The organism is Micromonospora sp. S4605 (assembly GCF_003176715.1).
In the GTDB taxonomy this organism is placed as follows: Bacteria; Actinomycetota; Actinomycetes; order Mycobacteriales; family Micromonosporaceae; genus Micromonospora; species Micromonospora echinaurantiaca.
Genome location: NZ_QGSW01000215.1, coordinates 1 through 20832 on the forward strand (window position 1 = coordinate 1; position 20832 = coordinate 20832).

24 protein-coding genes are annotated in these 20832 nt (G+C 69.7%); 11 read left to right on the plus strand and 13 right to left on the minus strand.

What is annotated here, in order from left to right:
- The 4 genes from DLJ47_RS35785 to DLJ47_RS17875 form a co-directional block, all read left to right on the plus strand.
- Positions 1–316 (plus strand): hypothetical protein (locus DLJ47_RS35785; RefSeq protein WP_109901099.1); only part of this gene is annotated, 316 nt, incomplete at its 5' end.
- Positions 313–684: a hypothetical protein gene (locus DLJ47_RS17865; protein ID WP_109901100.1), complete on the plus strand. Its 372-nt coding sequence runs from the start codon at positions 313–315 to the stop codon at positions 682–684. The genes DLJ47_RS35785 and DLJ47_RS17865, both read left to right, overlap by 4 nt.
- Entirely contained in the window at positions 681–2330 is a 1650-nt protein-coding gene (locus tag DLJ47_RS17870; RefSeq protein WP_109901101.1) for a 3'-5' exonuclease, read from the plus strand. Before DLJ47_RS17865 ends, DLJ47_RS17870 begins: the two co-directional genes overlap by 4 nt.
- On the plus strand, positions 2327–2671 hold the full coding sequence (locus DLJ47_RS17875) for a hypothetical protein (RefSeq protein ID WP_109901102.1): 345 nt from the start codon (positions 2327–2329) through the stop codon (positions 2669–2671). The genes DLJ47_RS17870 and DLJ47_RS17875 overlap by 4 nt, the downstream gene beginning before the upstream one ends.
- 114 nt (positions 2672–2785) lie before the next feature.
- Here DLJ47_RS17875 and DLJ47_RS17880 read toward each other — a convergent pair whose 3' ends face one another.
- A complete protein-coding gene (locus tag DLJ47_RS17880) occupies positions 2786–3190 on the minus strand; it encodes a hypothetical protein (RefSeq protein WP_146228116.1) in 405 nt (134 codons plus the stop codon).
- A gap of 193 nt (positions 3191–3383) precedes the next feature.
- Here DLJ47_RS17880 and DLJ47_RS17885 point away from each other — a divergent pair, with 193 nt between their 5' ends.
- The 3 genes from DLJ47_RS17885 to DLJ47_RS17895 all read left to right on the plus strand — a co-directional run bounded on the left by DLJ47_RS17885 (position 3384) and on the right by DLJ47_RS17895 (position 5609).
- Positions 3384–3941 (plus strand): hypothetical protein, encoded by a 558-nt coding sequence (locus DLJ47_RS17885; protein WP_146228117.1) that lies wholly within the window; start codon positions 3384–3386, stop codon positions 3939–3941.
- Between the two features lie 148 nt (positions 3942–4089).
- Positions 4090–4584, plus strand: a complete 495-nt coding sequence (locus DLJ47_RS17890) for a hypothetical protein (RefSeq protein ID WP_199235891.1) — start codon at positions 4090–4092, stop codon at positions 4582–4584.
- 497 nt (positions 4585–5081) lie between these two features.
- The gene (locus DLJ47_RS17895) at positions 5082–5609 is read left to right on the plus strand and encodes a hypothetical protein (RefSeq protein ID WP_146228118.1); all 528 of its coding nucleotides are present in this window, start codon (positions 5082–5084) and stop codon (positions 5607–5609) included.
- 602 nt (positions 5610–6211) lie between these two features.
- Here the strand turns inward: DLJ47_RS17895 and DLJ47_RS17900 are convergent.
- Together DLJ47_RS17900 and DLJ47_RS17905 are read right to left on the minus strand one after the other, a co-directional pair.
- A complete protein-coding gene (locus DLJ47_RS17900) occupies positions 6212–6406 on the minus strand; it encodes a hypothetical protein (RefSeq protein WP_109901106.1) in 195 nt (64 codons plus the stop codon).
- Positions 6403–6840, minus strand: a complete 438-nt coding sequence (locus DLJ47_RS17905; RefSeq protein ID WP_109901107.1) for a hypothetical protein — start codon at positions 6838–6840, stop codon at positions 6403–6405. The genes DLJ47_RS17900 and DLJ47_RS17905 overlap by 4 nt, the downstream gene beginning before the upstream one ends.
- Before the next feature lie 219 nt (positions 6841–7059).
- On the opposite strand from DLJ47_RS17905, the gene DLJ47_RS17910 reads away from it, so the two are divergent.
- Positions 7060–7767, plus strand: coding sequence for a recombinase family protein (locus DLJ47_RS17910; RefSeq protein WP_109901146.1), 708 nt, complete (start codon positions 7060–7062; stop codon positions 7765–7767).
- 288 nt (positions 7768–8055) lie between these two features.
- Here the strand turns inward: DLJ47_RS17910 and DLJ47_RS35395 are convergent, their stop codons facing one another.
- On the minus strand, positions 8056–9315 hold the full coding sequence (locus DLJ47_RS35395; protein ID WP_146228119.1) for a S1 family peptidase: 1260 nt from the start codon (positions 9313–9315) through the stop codon (positions 8056–8058).
- Positions 9316–9419: 104 nt separating this feature from the next.
- On the opposite strand from DLJ47_RS35395, the gene DLJ47_RS17915 reads away from it, so the two are divergent.
- Positions 9420–9797, plus strand: coding sequence for a hypothetical protein (locus DLJ47_RS17915; RefSeq protein ID WP_109901108.1), 378 nt, complete (start codon positions 9420–9422; stop codon positions 9795–9797).
- Between the two features lie 417 nt (positions 9798–10214).
- On the opposite strand, the gene DLJ47_RS17920 is transcribed toward DLJ47_RS17915, so the two are convergent.
- From DLJ47_RS17920 to DLJ47_RS17955, 8 genes are read right to left on the minus strand one after another with little or no spacing between them, the layout of a single operon-like run.
- Positions 10215–10703: a DUF4913 domain-containing protein gene (locus DLJ47_RS17920; protein WP_109901109.1), complete on the minus strand. Its 489-nt coding sequence runs from the start codon at positions 10701–10703 to the stop codon at positions 10215–10217.
- A complete protein-coding gene (locus tag DLJ47_RS17925) occupies positions 10700–12478 on the minus strand; it encodes a type IV secretory system conjugative DNA transfer family protein (RefSeq protein ID WP_109901110.1) in 1779 nt (592 codons plus the stop codon). The genes DLJ47_RS17920 and DLJ47_RS17925 overlap by 4 nt, the downstream gene beginning before the upstream one ends.
- The gene (locus DLJ47_RS17930) at positions 12475–13959 is read right to left on the minus strand and encodes an ATP/GTP-binding protein (protein WP_109901111.1); all 1485 of its coding nucleotides are present in this window, start codon (positions 13957–13959) and stop codon (positions 12475–12477) included. Before DLJ47_RS17930 ends, DLJ47_RS17925 begins: the two co-directional genes overlap by 4 nt.
- A 10-nt stretch (positions 13960–13969) precedes the next feature.
- A complete protein-coding gene (locus DLJ47_RS17935) occupies positions 13970–15439 on the minus strand; it encodes an SCO6880 family protein (protein WP_109901112.1) in 1470 nt (489 codons plus the stop codon).
- Positions 15436–16626, minus strand: a complete 1191-nt coding sequence (locus DLJ47_RS17940) for a hypothetical protein (RefSeq protein ID WP_109901113.1) — start codon at positions 16624–16626, stop codon at positions 15436–15438. Before DLJ47_RS17940 ends, DLJ47_RS17935 begins: the two co-directional genes overlap by 4 nt.
- Complete coding sequence (locus tag DLJ47_RS17945) at positions 16627–17370, minus strand: hypothetical protein (protein WP_109901114.1); 744 nt, start codon at positions 17368–17370, stop codon at positions 16627–16629.
- 11 nt (positions 17371–17381) lie between these two features.
- On the minus strand, positions 17382–17666 hold the full coding sequence (locus tag DLJ47_RS17950; RefSeq protein ID WP_109901115.1) for a hypothetical protein: 285 nt from the start codon (positions 17664–17666) through the stop codon (positions 17382–17384).
- Positions 17663–18157, minus strand: a complete 495-nt coding sequence (locus DLJ47_RS17955) for a hypothetical protein (protein WP_233257873.1) — start codon at positions 18155–18157, stop codon at positions 17663–17665. Before DLJ47_RS17955 ends, DLJ47_RS17950 begins: the two co-directional genes overlap by 4 nt.
- A 216-nt stretch (positions 18158–18373) precedes the next feature.
- On the opposite strand from DLJ47_RS17955, the gene DLJ47_RS17960 reads away from it, so the two are divergent.
- Positions 18374–18943, plus strand: coding sequence for a hypothetical protein (locus tag DLJ47_RS17960; protein WP_233257874.1), 570 nt, complete (start codon positions 18374–18376; stop codon positions 18941–18943).
- Positions 18940–20079: a M23 family metallopeptidase gene (locus DLJ47_RS17965; RefSeq protein ID WP_199235892.1), complete on the plus strand. Its 1140-nt coding sequence runs from the start codon at positions 18940–18942 to the stop codon at positions 20077–20079. The genes DLJ47_RS17960 and DLJ47_RS17965 overlap by 4 nt, the downstream gene beginning before the upstream one ends.
- A gap of 71 nt (positions 20080–20150) precedes the next feature.
- Here DLJ47_RS17965 and DLJ47_RS17970 read toward each other — a convergent pair whose 3' ends face one another.
- On the minus strand, positions 20151–20480 hold the full coding sequence (locus DLJ47_RS17970; protein ID WP_109901117.1) for a hypothetical protein: 330 nt from the start codon (positions 20478–20480) through the stop codon (positions 20151–20153).
- Between the last annotated feature and the right edge of the window lie 352 nt (positions 20481–20832).

Genomic DNA, 20832 nt, shown 5'->3' on the forward strand with positions numbered 1-20832 from the left:
CCTGGTAGACATCGCCGCGGTCGACCCGTCCCGGCTCGGACACACCGGCCCGGACACTCCGGAGATCACTGCCGCCTACACCCGCCGCAACGCTCTGATCTGGGCCGCGCTGGCCCTGGCCGCCGACGCCGGCGTTCCCGCCGGCGTCGGCCACGATGCCGCCGACCCCCGCCCGGTCGTGGTCTACCTGGAACTGCCCACCGGCCAGGTGTCCTGGCACCTGCCCGCCCACCCGGTCGGCTGGGACGGGCACAGCACCGCCACGAAGTACGCGCGGGTCGCCGCCTTCGCCGAGGCGATTGGCGTGCCGGCGTGAGCACCGTCGACGCCGACGACTGGATCGCCCGGCTGGAGTGGGAGCTGAGGAGCTCGCTGCCCGGGATGGTGCTGCTCGCCCTGGACATCACCGACGACGGGGCGCTGGCCATCGGGATCCTGCGGGTGCCGGTCGACGCCCGAGGTGGCTGGCACGGGCCGCGGATGCTGCTGGCCATCCTGGCCGCCGCGGACGCTCGCGGCCTGGATGTGGTGTGCACCCCGACCGACTCGTACGGCTCCGACCGACGCCTCCTGGTGCGGGCACTGAGCCGGGCCGGGTTCGCGCCCGTGCTCGACGACCCGTCCGGGCACACCATGCGCCGTCCCTCTCCCTGCCCCCACCTGCGAAAGGACACGAGCTGGTGAGCGAGAACGACGTGGCGGCCGAGTCCGCCGCCGTGCCGAAGACCCGCGCCCGCAAGGCACCGAAGCCCAAGGCCCCGCCAGCGGACCTGGGTCCGATCCAGGTGCTGCGGCACACCGGCCTGGCCGAGTGGCAGTGGGACGCCGGCACCACGGCCGGGCTGATCCCGCCCGCGGACTGCGGCGGCCGGTGGTCGGTCGCCCTGGCCGACCAGGTCGCCGCGCGGCGCGAGGAGATCGTGGCCGTCGTGGGTACCGAGGCCCCGATCGGTGGGCACCGCGCCGCCCAACGACTGGCCGCCCGCACCGGTTTGGACGTCGAGAAGGTCGACGTGGAGGCCCTGGCCGACGCCGGGGCGCTGCGGGTGGCCGGCTGGTACAACGAGTTCCCGCTGTGGGACTGCCGGGCCCTGGACTCGGTCGACGTCGACCAGCTCGGCGCGGTGGTGGCCGAGCGGCAGGCGTGGATCGCCGCGAGCGTCAGCAAGTGGGACGCTCCCGCGTACCTCGGGTGGCGGCGCGACGAGTTCGAGCGGGTCGCCAAAGAGCGCGGGCTGCGCCTGGGTCGGCAGGACCGGTACGCCACGGCGGACCTGGACGCGCTGGCCGGCGATGAGGATCTGGTCGAGCAGGTGCGCCAGGACCGGCTGCTGATGAGCCACCAGGCCGCGACGTTCCTGGAGATCCGCCCGACCGATTTCAAGTACCTCGTGGCCAGCGATCTGCTGGCCCCACGCACGCACACCTCGGTGGAGGTGAGCCGGTACCGGTCGGTGAGCGTGCCGCTGTACCGGGTGGGTGACCTGGAAGCGCTGCGCGAGCACCCAGCGATCGACTGGGAGGCCGTGCACGCCGTCCGCCGCGGGGAGCCGTCCCCGCTGCGGGAGCTGGCCCGCCGACCGGTTGACCGGGCTGCCGTGGTGCGCCGGTGGGTGGCCGAGCTGGGCGACCGGCACGGCATCGAGGTCTGGGCCTGGTTCCATCCCGGCGCGGGCCGCTGGGAGGTCGACTGGGAACGTGTCGATGGCGCCCCGACGGAGCAAGAGGTCCGCAAGGCGATCGCCACCCACCCGTACCTCAAGGAGCACCGGCACGAGATCGCGGTGGCCACCGACGCCGGTGCGGCGATCCGCTGGGCGAGGGCCATGCGCGAGCCCGAAGCGGCGGTCATCCTCGACACCGAGACCACCGGCCTGGCCGGCTACCTCGTGGAGATCGCCGTGATCGACGCCTGCACCGGTGAGACGCTGCTGGACACCCTGGTCGCCCCGGGCTGCGAGGTGGAGCCGGAGGCCCGGTGGGTGCACGGCATCAGCGACGCCGAGCTGGCCGACGCCCCGCCCTTGGCCGAGGTGCTGCCCCGGCTGCTGGAGGTCACCGCCGGCAAGGAGGTGCTGGCCTACAACGCCGAGTTCGACCACGGCACCATCGCCCGGCACGCCGGCCGTGACGGCCTGGACCCGGCGCACCTCGGTGACCTCGGCACCTGGTCGTGCCTGATGGGCCGCCGCTCAGACTGGGAACTCGTGCGCCGCTGGCTGCCCCTCGGCGGCGGGCACCGGGCCCGCGGCGACTGCGAGACCGCCTACGAACTGCTGTGCGCCATGACCGCACCATCGCGTACCCCGAAGGCGATGGCCCGCCGATGACGATCGAGGTCCGCATCGTCGCCGGCGACGTCGACCAGGCCGACGCCGCAGCGCTGGCCATCGGCCGGGTCCTCACCGTCACCCGGGAGAGCCCGCCCCGTCGACGCCGCTCCGGCGACGGCGTCACCGTGTACCTGCACGTCGAACTGCCGCCGGTCGACCTGGACGCCCTGGACCGGGTCGATCCGGCCAACCGGTGCGGCCGGACCGGCTGCGGCCAGTACGTGCCACTCGACGAGGCCCTACCGGTGCCCACCGTCGATGACGACGGCGTCCGGTACGCCCGCTGGCACCCGGCGTGCCTGCGCGCCGAACAACGCCAGCGGAGGACACGGCAGTAACCGTCCTGTCGGGCGAGCTGCTTCCCACCGTTGCGGCACCCTCAGCGGAGTCCCATCCAGGGGGTCGGGTCGGGCCTGACCCCCTGGACCCGTCAACTTGCCGGCGGAATGCGCTCAGGTAGCCGGCGAAGCGGACGCCGACGGCGACCCGGACGGTCCCGGAGGCGCGGTCACCGGGACCGGCGTGACAGCGTCAACGCCCTCCACATCGGGCTTGGGCTTCAACTCGCCGGTGACGCAGCTCTTGATGTATGCCTCTTCGACCTGCTCTTTCCACTTTGAGCTGGTGCCCCCGCCGTCCTGGTCCTGGGGCGGGTTTGCCTTGAGAAGATCAAAGCCGATCTTGCATGCCTCGGTCGACGGCTCGGTCTTCTGCTCGTACAGCTTGGCCCGGTAGTCGATGCCCTTCTGGGCTATCTCGTCCAGGTACTTCATCCGATCCTCGTACGACGCCGCGCACCCGCTGGCGGCCAACGCTACGACCGCCACTCCGCAAGCGGCCACCTTCCGCAATCTCATGGCCGCAGAGTGTAGGGATAGATGGCGGTGTTTGTGGGCCGCCTTCCTCCAGGCGAGGGTCCGTCCAGTAAGCCAGCCCCTGAGACCGGCGCTCGGAACCCCCCGCCCCACCGCGCGGCCCCGCATAAGTTGACAGGCTGTAGCGCTGGGGTGTACGACGAGTCACGTACCCGTCTCATGGAAGGTGCTCGATATGATCTTCAAGGCTCACGCGATCCGGCGCTTACGGCGCACGTCGGTGGCTGTCGCCTGCGCCGCCCTGATGTCCGTCGGCGCCCTGCCCGCCACCGCGCAGGCGTCCCCGCCCGCGTCATCGTCCGGTACGGCGTCCGGCTATTTCGCTCCCTACCCCGGTGGCGACGTCGCTCCCCAGGCGGAGTCGGGCAACATCACAGCCGGCTCCTGCACGTACCGGCAGGCCGTCGACGACCCGCACCCCTCCGGCGGTGAGACCTCCGCGCACGGGTGGTGGCTGAAGATCTCCGGCACATGCCCCAGCACTGCGAACGTCGACGTGTACCTGCAGGCCTACTTCTGTGGTTCCACTGGATGTGGGTGGATCTCGGTCGCTTCCGGATCGGGTGACTACTCCGCAGGAGGCGGCTCCGGCAAACGCGCCACCGCCAGGAAGGCCTGCGCGAACAGCTCGACAGTCGGCTGGCGCGCTTTCGTCGACGTCGACCTCAACGGAGTCATCGACCCTTCCGGCTACACCTACTCAGCCATCAAGAACCTCTCGTGCAGCCCCTGACACCCCTCACCGATCCGATACCCACGGCGGGCTCGTGCCGGTTAGCGAGTGTCTCAGCCAGATGCGGTAGACCACGAATACGCTGGTCATGACGTAGTTAGTAGTGGCCAGGGCTGCATGGTTCGCCGAGAACCACCCAAGAGGTCACATGGGGCTCGACAGCGGAGAGGGGAGCGGCGTGGAAGGCGGTTGGCGCGCGCACCCGGACGCCGTCGACGACCGGACGGATCTTCCCCCTGTCGAGCCCGGCCGCGTCGTAGGCCTCGGCGCCATCTGCGACCTGAGGCCGCAGCGCCCCGGCGAAACAGACTCACAGAGCTTCTCCGTCAGCGAGTTCGTCACCCTGGAAGACGGCCGGCGGGTGACCCTGCACCAAGATCGCGGCTTCACCATCGGCTGGAATTCAACCGGCGACCCACGCACTGGCGCTGCCCCGGCCGGCGAGACCCGAGACAGCATCACCCAAAACGTGCTGAACGTCGTGCTGCCCGACGACGAGGACGACACCGAGGACCACCCGTGGTCGTGGCTGGCCGACCTCGCTCGGGCCCGCGGCCTGAACGTGACCGAGCAAGACCTGCGAGGCCTCCCCTACGAGGTGGTCCTCACCGACAAAGTGACCCAATGGCTCGCCATTGCCTGAAGGTCCGGCCGTAGCCTCCGGCCCAAAAACAACTCCAAGGATTTGATGTAGGCGGGGCGGCCGGTGCCGGGTGCGAGCGCCAGGGGGCCGAAATAGCGTGTGGCCGGCACCCACCCCCCGGGTGCCGGCCGTGCTGTGCGTCGTCGACGATGCGGTGCGGCAGAGGTGGCACGTGGACGTCGACGGCGCGACCCCTCGCCATGTGTATCGATCAGGCGCTGCCGGTGGTGACGGGTTCGCAGCGGTAGATGTGAATGGGACGCGGTTCTGTGGGTGGGCGCGTTGTCGCGGTGTCCGGCAATCGATCGATTGTCGAACAGCCGCTGGCGGTCCTCGCGCTAGATCAACTTCTAGCGTTGTTCTTGGCTGGAAGCTACGGGCGGGCCCACAAGGCATGCAAGTGCAGTCATCAAGTTTCACCGATGGCCTTGATCTCTGATCAAGGCTAGGGCAGACTGGCGTCTTCATTGCTTGCTGTAACGGGGAGGTATCAGAACGTGTTCAAATCTGGGTTGCGGAAGCTGGTGGTGTTGGCGACAGCAGCGACGATGGTTGGGTTCTCGTTCGTCTCGCCCGCCAGCGCGAGCGTCGACGACGGGCTTTCCCCGGTCAGCGAGTCGACCCTCGTGCCCGACTACACAGAGATGTTGTGGTCTCTCGCCGGGTCGCAGAGCGAGGAAGAGATCGACAGGATCGCGAATTCCGGACACAAGGTCCAGTTGCTCGTTGACCCCAAGGCCGGCAAGATCCTGGCCGCAATCGACACCGAGAGCACGTTCACCCCGTCCGCGCTCACCCGCCTCGGCCCGGGGTGCTCTACGACCAGTCTCTGCATGCTGAACAGCGTCCCGAACGGCTACATCGGCACTGGTTCCCTGTACGGCACATGGTCGAGCGTGTACCGGTACGCCACCGGCGACAGGACCGGCACGTTCCGCTACAACGGTCTCGACTGGACGCACGCTGCCTACATCACCATCAACCTCACGACCCCGGAGACGATCACCTACATCGCTCGACGGTGACCTCATCTGACGAGCGGGAACGTGGCAGGGCCCGGGTCGTTCGGGCCCTGCCACGTTTCACGGTCTGTCGACCGTAGTCTGCCGTGGCGATCTGCTCCGAGGCTTCCCCCGTGCGCAAGCGGCCTCGGTCGCAGCGAGCTAAGGAGTGTGGCACCGCACCGAAACGATACGGCCGGCCTGAGGATCGATGGTGAGCTCGACCCCCCTCGGCCACACGGTTGTTGGAGTCGCCGTGTTGTCTGCTTCAACCGTAGGAGGCCCGCAAACCCACGTCGTATACCACGTCGTATCCACCTGCAAGGGTCGTTCCGCCGGCTCGCCGGTGAGAAAGCCAAGGCCCAGCATCACGCCGGCGGCAATGACAAACCGAGGGTGCGGGCGCCGCAGAGGCGGCGAGCTGCGCGGCGGCGCATCCAAGTCAATAACTGGCATACGGTACGTTAGCGCCCGGGCCAGCCCAAGGACCATCTTCCAGATCCGACCCGCCAGAGCGGCGCGTGCGATCTACGTGCGATAGGCGGCGGCGCTCAGGGGCCTGTCCGTAGCTTCCAGCGAAAAATCAACCTAAAGAGTTGATCTAGGTGGCGAGAGTGGTCGGCACGTCAGGCTGCTTGGTCATGGGCGGGGTCGACGCGGAACGGGTAGGTGAATTCGGCGCCGCAGCCGGCGCACCAGGCTCGAAACAGCAGGCTGGTTGGGGTGTCGGCGGGAGCCGGTTTAACCTCGTACCGGATGCCTTCGATCGTCGTGTAGAGACGTCGCCAGCGGATCGGGCAGGTGCAGGCCGCTGTGGTCATGCCGTTGCCTGCCCGTCCTCGGGATCGGGGGCTCGCCACTCTCGCGGCTTGGCGCGGGTGACGTTGGCGACCTGGGCGACGTCGCGGTGGCTGTAGGCGGTGCGCACGCCGGAGATGGACATGCCGGCGGCTGCGGCCAGGTCACCCAGCGTGTAGGGGCGGGGTTGGACGAACTCGCGCCCGTAGGCGATCAGCTCGCGGATTCGCTGCTCGGCTTCCTCCTTTGCGAGGCGTGCGGCGGCCAGCGCGCCGATCAGTGGGTCCTGGTCGCCTGCGTCCCACGCGATCCGCAGGTTCTCGGCGGTGCGTTCTTGGTCTTCGGCGGCCTCGTCCCGCGCGGCGAGGAAGCCGTCGTCGTGCTCCTCGCCGGGTTCGGGTTGCGGGATCGGGTAGAGGATCGCGGCTACGTCGGTGAAGATGTCCCGTCGAGTCATGCCCTACATTCTGCGCACTGTTTTGCGATGAGCGCAAAAGTTAGGGTCTTCTGCATTCCGGCTCGTGAGGCGACGTTTTCCGGCTGTCTGAGAATCGGTCGTTTCCCGAACAAGATCAAGAAATGTACCGGCGGTCGGTGAGGACTGTCCAACAAACCTGTCCAGAAAACCGGCGTGTCCAAGAACCCGCCGCAGGGTTTGTTGGGCACCCTGGACGACATGACCACCCCTGCCCCCACCTCCGCACCCGCTCCGTTGGACCTTCTCGCGCCCGCTCCACTCGCCGGTGTACTCGTCGGCTACGGCCGCGTGTCGACCCGCGAGCAAAACCTCGCCCGCCAGGAGGCCGCGCTGACGGCGGCCGGTTGCGCGCGGTGCTTCTTCGACAAGGCCTCGGGCAAGAACGCCAACCGGCCGGAGCTGGCCCGGATGTTCGACTACATCCGACCCGGCGACGCCCTGACCGTGGTGTCCCTCGACCGGCTCGGCCGGTCCCTGGAAGACCTGATCACCATCGTGGGTCGACTCAAACGCCAGGGGGTGGGGTTCCTGTCGCTGCACGAGAAGCTGGACACCACCACCGCTGGCGGCATGTTCGTCTTCCACGTCTTCGCCGCCCTGGCCGAGTTCATCCGCACGATCATCGTGGCCAACACCAACGAGGGTCTGGCCGCCGCCCGAGCCCGCGGCCAGCGCCTGGGCCGGCCACCGGCGATGACCCCGGAGAAGGTCGCCTACGCCCGCCAGCTCCTCGACGAGCCGGAGCGGTCGATTAGCGCGATCGCCAAGCTCGTCGGCGTCTCCCGCAGCACCATCTACAAGGCGCTGCCCGAACTGCTGCCGCCACAGTTGGCTCAGCAACGCCTCGCCGCACAGATCGCCGCCCTGCCCACCGACACCCGGCCCGCGCCCGACCTCACCGTGTAGACCGTCTTCAGGCACCGTGCGACACGTGAGGAAGTTGTCGACGAGGATGTATCAGTATCCGCTGCCGGTCGTGCTGGCTCTGCCAAAGGGGGTATTAGCCGAGGTGGTGTGGCCTGCCCTGGGGTCAACGACGGGGAGTGGAATCGCCGGGCAGCTTCGCTGCACTGTTTGAAGGGCTGACCCGAATCGGGTCGGCCCTTCAAACAGGAGGTGCGTGGGGGTCTAGCGCCGGTCAGTGGGCGATTGGTACGACGAGTGGCCGGCCGCGGTCCCGGTACGGCTCCACCGCTATGCCGTGAGTAGCCATAGATTGTGCAGGCTTAGAATGCTGGTCATGTTCACATGGTACGCAATCCAGCTACATTCCCGGCCTGGAATATCAGCCTCGGTAATACCCAAGCACGGACGCTTCGCCCCGATGCTACCTTCGATGGCACTGATAAGCCCGATGGCGCCAGCCTTAGTGCCATTGTCGGTCAATTGGATAACAGGGCCGCCGCTGTCCCCGTGGCCTACGCTTCCTTGCTCGTCCTGATCCTCGGTGCGGAAGACATTATTTACGGCCCAGGGGATGTAGATCGTCAAACCGATATGCGTGATTCTGACGTTGCACTTGTATCCCGAGAAGGAGCCGGACACGCATACAGACTTTCCGACGGCAGGAGCGCGGGAGCCGGAGACCGGAAGCGCCGCCGAGCCTGCGGCCGCGTTGCCCGTGTAAACGTACCCGCTATACGACTGCCCCGTAAGAACCGCAGAGTCGATATCCTGACGCCGAGCGGTCATTTTTCCATATGTGCGCAGGCTCCAGATCGTAGCCCAGTTGGAATTCAGCGCACCACAGTGTGAGGCCGTCAACATCCCACCGGCGCCCGTTGCGTTGCTTCTCACCCCGAATGCGGTCGAGCACCAGTTACCTTCGGTAAGATTTTCGATGCCACCACCGCCGTAGTATGGAGCGGTGTCGTCCCACCGTGAGTATGCCGGCTCGGGAAGCGGGCGCTCGTAAAATGACAACTCTACGTCGCTGGCCAGCTCAGCCTTAGCGGAAGCTGCCTCGCCGGGCGCAACGCCTACGTTGAGGCCGCTGGCGTCAGCGGCGGGCCCAACTTCGACAAGTCTTGCCTTCAGTCGACCACTCTGCACTCGGGCAGTGATGTGGGCTTTCGCCTTCTCGAGCTGGTCCTCCGTGTATCGGGCCTGCCTGAATTCAACCTCGGCTGATTTGGAAAGCGCGACGGCTTGTTCCGTTAGCTTGGCGGGCACATTTCCCTTCCAGTACACCACGAGGCGCTTCCCCGGAAGGTCGTACTGAATGGCCCCGAGACCCTTAAGTGAGCTATCTTCGATGGTTTGGCGAATCTGATCATTTACCGCGTCCATGGCGTCCTGAAGCCGAGCGAGGGAAGCTTCATCAGCGCTAGGCGTATAAAGGTTCGGTGTCTTCGGCGGACTGGTGGGTTCCGCAGCGCTTACTGCTGTGGGGGTGGTGGCGAGCAATCCTGCGATCCCAATGACCACCGAACGCTTTAGCTTGCTCAGTTGCACGCTTGTACCTCCCAGGTTTTCTAGGTCGAACTTCACGCCGGTCGGTTATTTGGCTAAACGGGGGTCTTTGGCCAGCCTCGCTTGACTTCGAAAACCGACTCGGGATGGCGATCCACAAGTATGCTGCGGCCAAGCTCTGGGTTGTCGACTTCGACTATGATGCGACCCTCCAGGTCTGGTCCAAAGGAGAAGATTTTCAGGCCGCGATGGCAAAAGTATTCATGATCATCGGAGAGCAGTCGCATGACCGCATCGACTTCAGGTGCACTCCTGTGCGCCCGGGCAAAGGCGAAACGGCCACGGGGGAAGCGTTTCCTAACCGCATCATCGAGATCGACGCCGACCGTTCGGTATATTTCGATGACGCCTCCCCGGCCAACTGCCGCTGCGGTAAAGACGTCTCGGAAATGCTGGTCACAAAACTCCATCACGAGATCAATGTCCACCACGTGTTGCGAGGTGTCCTGGCGGCCAGGTTCTGACATGTACAGTCGCCCCCCGTTTCGTGGCGGAAAGTTACGCGACCCGCACCCTGGAACAACATATAGCTGCATCGATCAATGGAGTCAAGACCGGGCGTGCGCCACTCGCTACCCAACGTGCATGATCAGATCAGATCAGATCAGATCAGATCGGGCCGGTGCCGGTGCCGGTGGTCGGCCCGGCGGCTCGCGGCCGTCGTCCATGCAGCGCCAGTTTGCAACCCGGCCCCGGCCTACTGCTTGGGACCTGGCCGGCACCCTCTGACGGCTGGCCGCTTCCGATGTCCTGTGCGCTTTGCCCGTGCCCGGCGCCGACCACGCAGCGCGGTCACCACACCTGGATCTGCTCCGTCTGTCGAGTCCCCACCTACTGGCCGCCCCTGGCGGCGGCGTGACCGGTGCGGTGATGCTGCGGAATCAGCGGTCAGCGTCAGGAAGCTGAGCGAGCACCTCCGGTGGTGCCGGGTCGACCGGCAGCGGCCGGGGATCGGTGTGTTTGGTTGGGTTGCACCGGTTGAACGGTCCGTACTCGGCGGTCAGGGCGGCGAGGTGGGGGTCGAGGTGGTCGCGCCACCAGATGCTCATGCCGGTCTGCGGGTCGCTGACCCGTAGCGTCTCCCAGGCTCGCCATAGTGCGTAGAGGCGGGAGATCGCCTCGGGGTGGGCCCACCACCGGGGGCACCAGTTCAGCCCGGAGTTCGGCCCGGAGGCCAGTCGCCTCTCGACGACGTGGGCCAGGTAGTCCCCGACGAACGCCTCCACGTTGCGGTACACGGGCTCCGCGTCGGCCTGCGCACCGGCGGGAGGCTCGGCCGCCGGCGGCGCCGGGTCGCTGGCGATCTGGCCGAGCAGCGCGCTGAGGTCGGCGACGGCCTCGGCGGCCGGGTCGGTGGTGGGGGTGGTCATGCGGCGGGCTCCGGTGGGGCGTCGGGGGTGAGGGTCCAGTCGGTGCGGCCGGTGGGGTCCCAGCGGGCGATCGATGCGCGGATCGCTTCCGCGTAGGGGCCGTCCTGCCAGGGGGCAGTGCGGGCGAGCGCGGGTGGTGCGCCGGAGGCGTAGACGATCATCCGGCCGCGGGGCAGGGCGTGTAGGTCGGACACGTCGAGGATGCGTTGGCGGCGGGTGGCGTGGGAGACCGATCGTTGGCCCCACCCGGATCCGCTGCTGCTGGTCGAGCGGGTGGTGACGTCGTGTTCGCCGATGAGCTTGGACAGTTCTTCGAGCCAGTCGGGGTCGGCGACGCCGCCGCCGTAGGTGCGGACGTTCGCGGCGGACCACAGCTTGCGCATGCCTTCGCGGCCCCACACGTCGACGCCCTGGGGGTAGGACTGCAGGATCGTGATGATTGGCAGGCCGTGCGAGCCGTAGTACGAGTACAGGTTGGGAAGTTGGCGCAGCCGGCAGATGTTGGCGGCCTCGTCGAGGATGCTCAGCAGCGGCGGGTCCAGACGCCGGCCGGCCGAGGCCCGGGCGCGCAGCTCGCCAGCACGCAGGACCGCGTCGGTGAGCGCGGCGACGAGCGGGGCGGGGGAGCCGGGCCCGCCCTGGGAGAGCAGGTAGAGCACGTCGGTGGAGGCGACGAACGCGGCCGGGTCGAACTCGAGGACCCCGCCGCGGGTGGGTGGGGTTATCCAGGCGGTGACGGCGGGCTCGGTGAGGCACATGAGCATCTTCTGGGCGCCGGCGTAGATGCCGCCGCGGGTCTTGTCGGGCATGTGGACCACCCCGGAGACCGCGTCGGCGGGCAGCGGGAAGCCGTGCTCGCGCAGCAGCATCGCGGGTTCGTCGTCGCGGGGGCTGACGGCCCATCGGTAGGCGGCGAGGATGTCCCGGCCGGAGCAGGCGGCGGCCAGCAGCAGGTTTGCCACCAGTTCCTCGGAGCTGGGGTCGAAGAAGGCGTCGCGGCTGATGCCGGGCTCGCGTTCGGCGGCGGCGAAGTGCTCGGCGAGGCGGCGGGCGTCGGTGATGGTGGCCACGGCGCGCAGCGGGTTCCACCACATGCCCTGCTCGGCGCCGAGGATGTGCTGCGGATCGAACGCCCACACCTGGCCACGAGTGGCGCGGACCTCGCGGGTGGCATCCACGATGTCGCCCTTGACGCTGGTCACCAGGGTAGGTCCGGGTGCGGCGACGATGGCGGGGATAGCGCGGCTGGTGGTCTTGCCGGTGCGCGGGCCCCAGATGTCGACGGCCATGTCCTCCCAGGACTGCCGCAGCGGCATCCCGCCGGTCACGGTGTAGGCGATCAGCACGCCGAGCTGGTCGGGCTCGGGCCGGTCGACGTCGGCGAGGCTGGGCCGCAGCCGCCGGCCGCTGTCCGCGATGCCCTTGGGTCCGAGGTGGGCGAGGTCCTTGCGGGTGGCCATCCGCGGTGCGACCGAGTCGACCCGGGTGCGGCGCCGGCGTGCCCACCGCCGGGCCGCCATCACCGCGGTGCCCAGCAGCACCAGGACGGCGACCTCGATGGCCACGACGACGGTGCACGCGGTGGTCCAGGTGATCTCACCGCGTAGCACCGCCGTGGCTACTCGGATCGGGCCGCCGCCGGTGTACCCGGAGGGCCGGGTGAGCACGACCGGCAGCCACGCCGCGCTGGCCAGGACCAGGGCCAGGGCCGCGATGCCGCCGACGATCAGGCCGGCGTCGTCGTGGCCGCCGCGCGGGCCGGCGGGGCGGCTCACGTCATCGTCCAGCGGAAGTCAGTGTTGCCGAGCTGCTTCTCCGTCTCGGTGGGCTCCAGGTGCACGGGGATGCCGGGACGGGAGCCGACCTTGATCAGGAAGTTTCCCCGGCCGACGGTGTCACTGCCCTCGGCGGCCGTCCAGGACGGCGGCGCCGACCACGACAGCACCTCCCGTCGCTCGGCCTGGGACAGCGGCCGGACCCGGGAGACGGAGTCCAGCTCCTGCTCCGAGCAGGGGCCGATCATCAGCACCGCGGACCGCTCGGCGAAGCCTCTGGCCTTGGCCCGGTCGTGGGCGGTGGGCAGCGCTTCCAGGTCAGCCAGGGAGTGGGTGATGAACGCGGTGCCGGTGCCTTTCTGCCGGTTGAGCCGGGTGAGCCCGTCGGCGCGGTCGACCAGGCCGTGCCCGACCCGCAGCGCCCGCCACAGCTCGTCCAGGACGGTGAAGAAGGTCCGGGCGGGGGCAAGGTTGAGATCGGCCATCAGGTGCGCGGCCTCCACCTGGGCGAAGCCGTAGGACCAGGTCGACAGCAGGGTCGCGGCGGTGCGCAGCTCGTCGGTGTCGTCGATGCTGGAGATGTCCACGCACACGGCGGGGGTGTCGAGGCGGATCGCGGTGGTGGTCTGCCCCTCGAAGGTGTCACCGAGCGGGCCGTGCAGCAGCGCCAGCAGGGTACGGCGCAGCCCATTGGTCTCCTCCCGGAAACGAGGCAGGTCGTGCTCCTCCTGCCAGAGGGTGACCGCGCGGACCTCCGGCGGGGCGTCACGGATGACGTTGAGGACGTCGGAGAGCACGGGCTGGGTATCGCCCTCCCGCTCGGCGAGGTAGCGCAGCGCGGCGGACAGGACAGTGGTCTCGTCGGAGGTGACGGGCCCGCGCCGCACGAGAGTGGCCAGCGCGACCAGCATGTTCAGCCGCCGGTCGGTGACCGCGGAGCGCACCACGGAACCGGTGCGCTCGTCGACCCGGTCGAGAACCTGGCGCCACGGGCCGGCGTCGAGAGGGTTGATCCGGTCCAGGCCGGGCCCGACGCGCAGCACCTGCCCGCCGAGGGCCCGGACCAGCTGCGCGTAGTCGGGCTTGAGGTCACCGAGGATCAGCGGGGTCACGCCCTGGGCGGTCAGGCCGAGGACCATCCGCCGCACCGCGGTGGACTTGCCCATGCCGGGCTCGCCCTCGATCCACACCGACGGGTTATTGATCAACCTGGCTCTCGTGTACCAGGAGATCGGGTCGAAGCACACCGCCGAGCCGGTGTAGAGGTGCCGGCCGAGCGGCACCCCGATCATCGGCGTCGACGCGCCGGTGCCGAACGGGAACAGGCCGCAGACCTGCACCGTGGTGCCCCGGTACTCCGTCGGCGGCTCGATGTAGGACCACCGGCCGCCGCCGGGCCCGGTGTGGCCGAGCCGGCCGGGCCGGCGGCCGGCTGGTCGACGGGGTGGGGGAGGGGTGGCGCTGCGGGTGCTGACGGTCATGCCGGCGTCCTCAGAAGGGGATGGTGGCGTGGGTGGGCAGGACCACGCCGGCCGGTAGGCCGGCGGCGAACCCGGCGGCCTGACACCCGTACATTGGGCGCAGCACCAGGCGGGCCTCTCCGGCGCGGGCCCGGATGACGCCGGTGGCCTCGTCGAGCTGCTTCTCATCGGCGACGGTGGCGGTGACCAGCACGGTGAACCGGGTGATCCCGGCGCCGGCGGCTTCCTCCTGGGCGGCCTGCTCGGCGGCGGCCAGGTCGGTCAGGTCGCGGGCGCTGGGCCGGTGCTTCTTGCTGGCCAGGAACCGTGCGTCGCGCTTGTCGGCCTCGACCAGCCGGGCCGCCTCGCCCGGCGAGTACGGCCGGTAGAGCATGGTGACCCGTTTGCGGAGCAACTGCGGGTCCGGGTCGGTGAGCCGGGCGAACAGCCGCGAGTACACCACCCCGCGGGGCGCTTCGACCAGGCACCAGGTCCGGGAGACGCCGGAGTCGTGCCGGTAGGAGTCCCAGCTCTCCCGGGTGGCCACCGGCCCGGCCTGAGTCCAGTCGGGAGTGAGGTGCGGGTCCCGGGCTAGGTCCAGGGCGGCGGCCGGGTCGTACGCGGCGCGCACCACCGCGGTCAGGCCGCGGGCGGACATCGGCCTGATGCCGTCACCGGTGGCGCCGGTCAGCCCGGCGTGCAGGTGCGGCAGGCGGGCGGCGACCTCCCGGCAGACGTCCTCGTGCGACATCGACCGGCCGGGTGGGGCGGTGTAGGTCAGCGACACGCGGGTGTCCACGGTCGCGGACCCGGCCGGGTAGGACTGGACGACGTCGTTGAGGACCTGCAGCGCTAGCGACGGCGCGTCGGGTCGGGATGTGGCGGCTACTTCGGCGGCCAGTCGGGTGCCGGGGTCCGGTGTGGTTTCGACGGTGACCTGGGCCTGCACGAGCTGCGGCTCCCGGGACAGCGCCGCCAGCCAGGTCGCCAGGTGGCTGACGCGGCCGTCGATGACGGCCTGGTCGACCAGGTCCATTCCCTCCGGGGCGCAGCGCAGGGTGACGGTGTAGTGCCGGCTCTGCGGAACCACCACCACGGCCACCATCCCGGAACGGCCGGTCTCCACCTCGTACACCTCGGAGCGGGCCAGCACCCCGGGAAGCTGGTGGGCGGCGGCGACCCGGGAGGCGACCCCGGAGACATAGACATGGTGGCGGCGGGATCGGGCCAGCCACCACGCCACCCGGGCGGTGATGACCTGGAATCCGGTTCGCCCGTTGATCCGGATTGCCAGCGGCGCGAGGACCAGGACGCCGGTGACGGCGGTGATCAGCGCCGCGAGGGTGGAGATCGGCAGCATCGCGGCGGCGAGCACCATGACCAGGAACGCGGCGATGGTGCCGGCCGGGCCGAGCCCGAACAGGCCGGCGCCGCGGCCGAGCCGCCAGTTGCCGTAGGTGGGCTGCTGCTCGCTGGCCCGCTCCTTCACTCCGGTGCTCATGCGCTCTCACCGTCCACCGCTCCGGACGCCGTGCCGCCGACCTTGCGCACCACCGCAGGCCCAGCCTTTGCCCCCTCCACCCCGGCGGCGACGGCGAGACCGACCGGTCCGGCCGCGGCGGTTGTCGAGCCGGCCGCGGTAGTTGCCGGTCCGGCGGCGGTTGTCGGTCCGGCCGAGGTGCCCGGCCCGGCACCGCCGCCGGCAGGGCGGGGGACCGGTGCGGACGGATTCGCGCCGCCCGGGCGGACCGGACCGCTGGAGGCTCCCGCGTCTGCGCTGCCCCGGGATCCGCCGCTGGAGCCGCTGAGGCGCACCGCGCCGGAGGCGAGCTGTCCGGCGGCGGACGTGGCGGCGACCGCGGCGCCGCTGGACCCTCCGGTGGACAGCACCGCCACGGCGGGGGCGATGAGTCGCATCAGGGCGGGTAGCGCCACGATGGCCATGCAGAACATCACCATGCCGGTGAGCAGGTCGGTCAGGGTCTGCCCCTGGCCGAGCCAGAACACGGCGGCGTAGATGGTGGCGGCGGCTGGCTTGTAGAGCACCAGGGCGAGCAGCCACGTCAGGTACCGGTTACGCACAGAACCGCCCACCGCGGCGGCGACCGGCAGCAGCCCGGTCAGCAGGACCAGGCCGGCGTTGCGGGCCAGCAGCAGCAGGAGCTGCACCATGGTGGACAGGAACACCATGAACGAGATGCCGATCACCACCACTGGCGGCATACCGGTGATCCGGGTCGCGGGAACGAGCAGCAGGAGCCGTTTGCCGAGGTCGCCGTTGGCGGAGGCGCTGAGGATCCAGTCGGCGTAGGCGTCGCCGATTTCGATGAGCAGCTGCACCGCGGGCACGCCGGCGCCGGCGAGCACGACGAGTGTCACCAGGTTCTTGGCGAACGTACCGGCTTCCCGGCCGTTGCGTTCCAGCGTCATTTTGATCGCCGCGACCAGGACGGAGCCGACGGCGATCGCGGCGACCGCCCAGCCGGTGTAGGCCTGCAGGTGCTTGACGACGCCGGAGTTCTGCGACACCACCGGGGTGGGGATGGACAGCCAGCCGGTGACCAACGTCTTGAGCATTTCGGCGGCGGCCTGCGACGACTGCTCGGCGAGTTCGTCGAGGAAGCGGCCGGCGGTGTTGTCCAGGATTTGGCCGGGGATGCAGCGCGGATCGAGCGGGTTGCAGGGCATTTACTGTGGCCCCCACTCGACGACGCCGGTGAGGTCGCTGGTCACGCGGTTGACGGAGATCCAGGCGCCACCTGGGGGTGCCTGCATCCGCCAGTCGCCGTTCTGCCAGAGCAGGGTCAGTGATAGCACGTGGTAGCGCGGGGTTCCGGCTGACGGGGCGCGGAGCACGAGCCCGATCACCGCCGTGTCGGGGGTGTAGGACTGGTAGCTGAAGCCCGCGATCTGGCTCTGCGAGCCGAGATCGGCGGGACTGGTGTCGCTGGCCCGTAGTTCGGCCAACATCCGGTCCCGGTCGGGGCCGGGAACGAACTGGCTCTCGATGGTGGGTTCCCAATAGTCCCGGCCGAGGGAGTAGCTGGCGCGGGTGCTGATCTGCGCTGCGGCGATCAGGGCGCCCTCAGGGGTGTGCGCGAAGCCGGATGCGCTGGTTCCGGTGATTTGCTTGGGGCCGGCGGTGGCGCTGGCCGGTACGGCGAGCGGACCGACCAGTTCCCACTGCACCCCTGCTGGTGCGGTGGTCGGCATGGCGGTGGGCAGCGACTGCTCCGGATCGCTTTCAGCCGGTGCGGGGCTCGCCGGCGACCTACCGTCACCGACGTCGTTGCCGTCGCCCCCGGGAGCGAGCACGGCGATCAGCACCCCGGCAATGACGACGAGCAGCATCAGCGCCGCGGACGCGACAAAGCCGGGCCGTGTCCACGGCGGACGGTCGGCGAAGTCCTGGAGAGCAGACGAGCGCGGCATCGGCGTTCCTCCTAGATCAGCGCGGAGACCACCGCGGACGCGCTACCGATGAGCATGCAGGCGGCGAACACCCAGCCGAGCTGGGAGATGTTGGTGTCGTCACCGCGGCGGTGGGCCAGGGCCATCTTCGCCGCGGTGTAGAGCACCCCGCCGACGCAGGCGGCGGTGGCCAGGTAGGCGATCCACTTCAGGATCGTGAGGATCTTGTCGCCCACGCCGGGAGGTGCCTCGCCGCCGCCCGGGTCCGGCACGGGCGCTGCGGCCAGCACGGTCTGGAGGTGGTCGATCAGGGTCATCGCATCCCTTCCCGGGGTGTGTGTACCTTCTGCCAGATCGCGGTGCGCAGCGCCTCGATGTCCGGGGGAGCGCCGACGTCGCGCGGGTCGTCGGCGGCGAGCAGCGCGTCGACCCAGCCGATGCGCCACACCTGCGGTGCCCACCCGCGTAGCAGATGCAGCCGTTCGGTGGCAATGCGCGGTGGCCGCCGCGGTGAGGCGGCGACCGCGACCACCCCGAGCACCGTTATCAGGCCGGACATGCCGGAGCGGCGGCGCCACTGCTCGATCGCGCCGGTCGCCGCCCAAGTGCCGGAGGCCGACATCCGGCAGACCAGGACCACGTTGGTCGCCGGCATCGCCGGCGTCACTATCGGCCAGCCCTTGCTGCCGAAGTCCAACCCGAAGCCAACCAGCCGGGCGAGCGTGCTCGCCCCAGCGCCGCCGTGACACCCGACCCACCACACCGGCGGCCAGGCATCGAGATTCTGCGGAATCAGCGCGAGCGGCATCTCGGGAGCGGGGCCAGGGCGTGTGCGCGAGGGCCGGACAGCCACTGCCTTCACCGGCGACCCCACCAGCGCACATAGTTACTTCCCGTCATCCGATGCCTCCCCCGCGTTCAAGGTCACCGACGAGTGTCAGACAGTAGCACTGCGTTTCCGAGTGGATCTATGGTGTTGCTCTGCCGCTTTAGGACGCGAAGGCACCACGGGGGAGGGCGTCGATTGGCACGCAGAGCACGCGCATCCGCGTGCATTGATGAGTCCAGTTGGTCGGCCCTTATCGCCTACGGCCTTGTCCTCGCCGGGCTGTTGATGGTCGGCTGCACGCCCACCGGCGAGGCGGACGCTCCCGCGTTGGAGCGCAGCGGCCCTGTCTATCCGACAGGCGCCGCCGATCAGGGATCGCCGTCGCCGGCGGGTGAGCAGCCGGGCCGCGACGACCACGATCACGAGCAACCGTCCGCGGACCCACCGCCGCCGGCGCAGGCCGCTCCGGTGGCGGCGGCGTTCGCCGCAGCGTGGGCGCGGCCGGACCTGCCACCGCTGGCGTGGTGGCAGGGGGTGGCAGTGCGCTGCGACGAGGGGTTCGCCCAAGCGCTGCGGACCGTCGACCCATCTAGGGTGCCGGCGACCCGAGTGACGGGTCGTCCGGTGGAGAAGCAGGCACCGAAAGACGGCGCGGCGGTGTACGAGGTGGCTACCGACGCGGGCGGGTTGACCGTCACCCTCGCCGCGGTCAACGGCCGCTGGCTGGTGACCGGAAACGACTTCACCCGGTCGGTGAGCCCATGAATCGCCGAACGACCACCCTCGCCGTGGCGGTGCTGGCAGCCGTCGCGCTGGTGTGCGGCGGCACGGTTGGGTTGCCGCTGGTGATGTTCGGTCAAGCCGATGCGGAAGCCGCGGCGTGCGAGGTGCCGTCCTTGCCGGGATCCTCACCAGTCCCGGGGATCGGTTCGTGGGGCAGCGTCGAGACCACCAACGCCGCCACCATCGTCGCGGTCGGACGGCAGCGCAAGGTGCCGCCGCGCGGGTACGTCATTGCGCTGGCGACCGCGATGCAGGAGTCCACGCTGCGCAACCTGGCCAACGCCAACGTGCCTGAGTCGCTGAGCCTGCCGCACGAGGGCGTGGGCCGCGACCACGACTCGGTCGGGCTGTTCCAGCAGCGCCCCGGGTGGGGCAGTGTGCGCGAGCGGATGACACCGACGTACGCGGCGGGGAAGTTCTACGAGGCGCTGCTGCGCGTCGACGGCTGGCAGCGGATGCGGCTGACCGACGCGGCGCAGGCGGTGCAGAATTCTGGTTACCCGGAGGAGTACCAGAAGTGGGAGGACGACGCCGAGCAGCTCGCCGCCCGGGTGCTCGGCCTGCCGAACATCGACGACATCGGCGGCGGCGCACCGACCGCGCCGTGCGGCGTCGACGACCTGGGGCCGGTGCCGGTCGGCCCGGGCGGCTGGGTGCAACCGATCCGGGCCATCGTCGGTAGTGGCTTCGGTCCGCGTGGGCGCAGCTTCCACGCCGGCGTGGACATGTCGAAGGCCGACGTGCGCGGCGACCCGATCCGCGCGGCGTCGACGGGCGTGGTGGAGCAGGTCAAGTGCGACTGGTACACCACGTGCGACCGTGACGGCAACACCAGCGAGCGTGGCTGCGGCTGGTACGTCGACATCCGCCATCCGGGCAACATCGTCACCCGCTACTGCCACATGATCCAGCGACCCGAGGTGTCCATCGGCCAGCGCGTCGCCGCCGGGGCGGTCATCGGGTTCGTGGGTAACAGCGGCGGCAGCTCCGGACCGCACCTGCACTTCGAGGTGCACGTTAACGTGCCGTCGGGGCCGTACAACGCCGACCGCAGCAACGCCGTCGACCCGGTGCCGTTCATGCGGGCCCGCGGTGCTCTGCTGGGGTCGAGCACGTGATCGGGACCAGCGTGACGGCCTCCCCCGCCACAGCGGAGAAGGCCGTCGACATGCCAGCGAGCGGACCCTACCTAGGGCTGTCCGGCCTCGGCGGGCGGCGCTACCCGCTCACCGGGCACGGGCGACGACGCCGACCGGGTCGGACGGCGGCGCCGGGCCGGTCCGGACTCCGGCGCGTCCAATCCGAGCTTGGCCAGTTCGTCAGCGGTCCAGCCGCCCTGCAGTGCGGCGGTGTACCGGGCGCTGTAGCGGGCGTTGGCCTCGCGCAGGGCCTCGGCGAGCTGGTCACGTTCGTGCCGCGCGGTGGCGGCCTCACCGACCAGGTTGGCGCGCTCGCGCAGCAGCGCAAGTGCCGCCTTCTCGGTCTCGCTGCGCACCGCCTTGGCGCTCTGTTCGGCCATGAAGTCCTCCCCAGGATTACTGCGCTCTGGTGGGTGTGGACGCCGAGCTTAGCCGCCAAGATCCGCCCGCGCGGTACCGCTTTTCCACCCTTCTCCCCGGCCGGTGGGGGCGCCCTTCACGTCAGCCGAGGACGTCGACCAGGGTTAAGGGTGGGCCGCAGGCCCATCGCGCAGCGACGCAAAGCGCCCTTGACGCTGGGCGGCGGCCGGCTATCGTCTCCAGCCACCACGGGGTGGGGCTCCGACGCGCGCCGTCGGGCGCGCTCTGCGCTGCGGCGCACCCAGGCCGTAGCCACGCGACCGGCCTTCTTCGTCGGAGCAAGTTGGAGTAAAAGTCTGACTTTTGGTCAGA

Excerpts from the sequence above, each read along its gene's own strand:
- DLJ47_RS17875 (WP_109901102.1), top strand. The coding sequence starts at position 2,327 with ATGACGATCGAGGTCCGCATCGTCGCCGGCGACGTCGACCAGGCCGAC.
- DLJ47_RS17880 (WP_146228116.1), bottom strand. The coding sequence starts at position 3,190 with ATGAGATTGCGGAAGGTGGCCGCTTGCGGAGTGGCGGTCGTAGCGTTG.
- DLJ47_RS17885 (WP_146228117.1), top strand. The coding sequence starts at position 3,384 with ATGATCTTCAAGGCTCACGCGATCCGGCGCTTACGGCGCACGTCGGTG.
- DLJ47_RS17890 (WP_199235891.1), top strand. The coding sequence starts at position 4,090 with ATGGGGCTCGACAGCGGAGAGGGGAGCGGCGTGGAAGGCGGTTGGCGC.
- DLJ47_RS17900 (WP_109901106.1), bottom strand. The coding sequence starts at position 6,406 with ATGACCACAGCGGCCTGCACCTGCCCGATCCGCTGGCGACGTCTCTAC.
- DLJ47_RS17905 (WP_109901107.1), bottom strand. The coding sequence starts at position 6,840 with ATGACTCGACGGGACATCTTCACCGACGTAGCCGCGATCCTCTACCCG.
- DLJ47_RS17910 (WP_109901146.1), top strand. The coding sequence starts at position 7,060 with ATGACCACCCCTGCCCCCACCTCCGCACCCGCTCCGTTGGACCTTCTC.
- DLJ47_RS17915 (WP_109901108.1), top strand. The coding sequence starts at position 9,420 with ATGGCGATCCACAAGTATGCTGCGGCCAAGCTCTGGGTTGTCGACTTC.
- DLJ47_RS17920 (WP_109901109.1), bottom strand. The coding sequence starts at position 10,703 with ATGACCACCCCCACCACCGACCCGGCCGCCGAGGCCGTCGCCGACCTC.
- DLJ47_RS17930 (WP_109901111.1), bottom strand. The coding sequence starts at position 13,959 with ATGACCGTCAGCACCCGCAGCGCCACCCCTCCCCCACCCCGTCGACCA.
- DLJ47_RS17935 (WP_109901112.1), bottom strand. The coding sequence starts at position 15,439 with ATGAGCACCGGAGTGAAGGAGCGGGCCAGCGAGCAGCAGCCCACCTAC.
- DLJ47_RS17940 (WP_109901113.1), bottom strand. The coding sequence starts at position 16,626 with ATGCCCTGCAACCCGCTCGATCCGCGCTGCATCCCCGGCCAAATCCTG.
- DLJ47_RS17945 (WP_109901114.1), bottom strand. The coding sequence starts at position 17,370 with ATGCCGCGCTCGTCTGCTCTCCAGGACTTCGCCGACCGTCCGCCGTGG.
- DLJ47_RS17950 (WP_109901115.1), bottom strand. The coding sequence starts at position 17,666 with ATGACCCTGATCGACCACCTCCAGACCGTGCTGGCCGCAGCGCCCGTG.
- DLJ47_RS17955 (WP_233257873.1), bottom strand. The coding sequence starts at position 18,157 with ATGCCGCTCGCGCTGATTCCGCAGAATCTCGATGCCTGGCCGCCGGTG.
- DLJ47_RS17965 (WP_199235892.1), top strand. The coding sequence starts at position 18,940 with ATGAATCGCCGAACGACCACCCTCGCCGTGGCGGTGCTGGCAGCCGTC.
- DLJ47_RS17970 (WP_109901117.1), bottom strand. The coding sequence starts at position 20,480 with ATGGCCGAACAGAGCGCCAAGGCGGTGCGCAGCGAGACCGAGAAGGCG.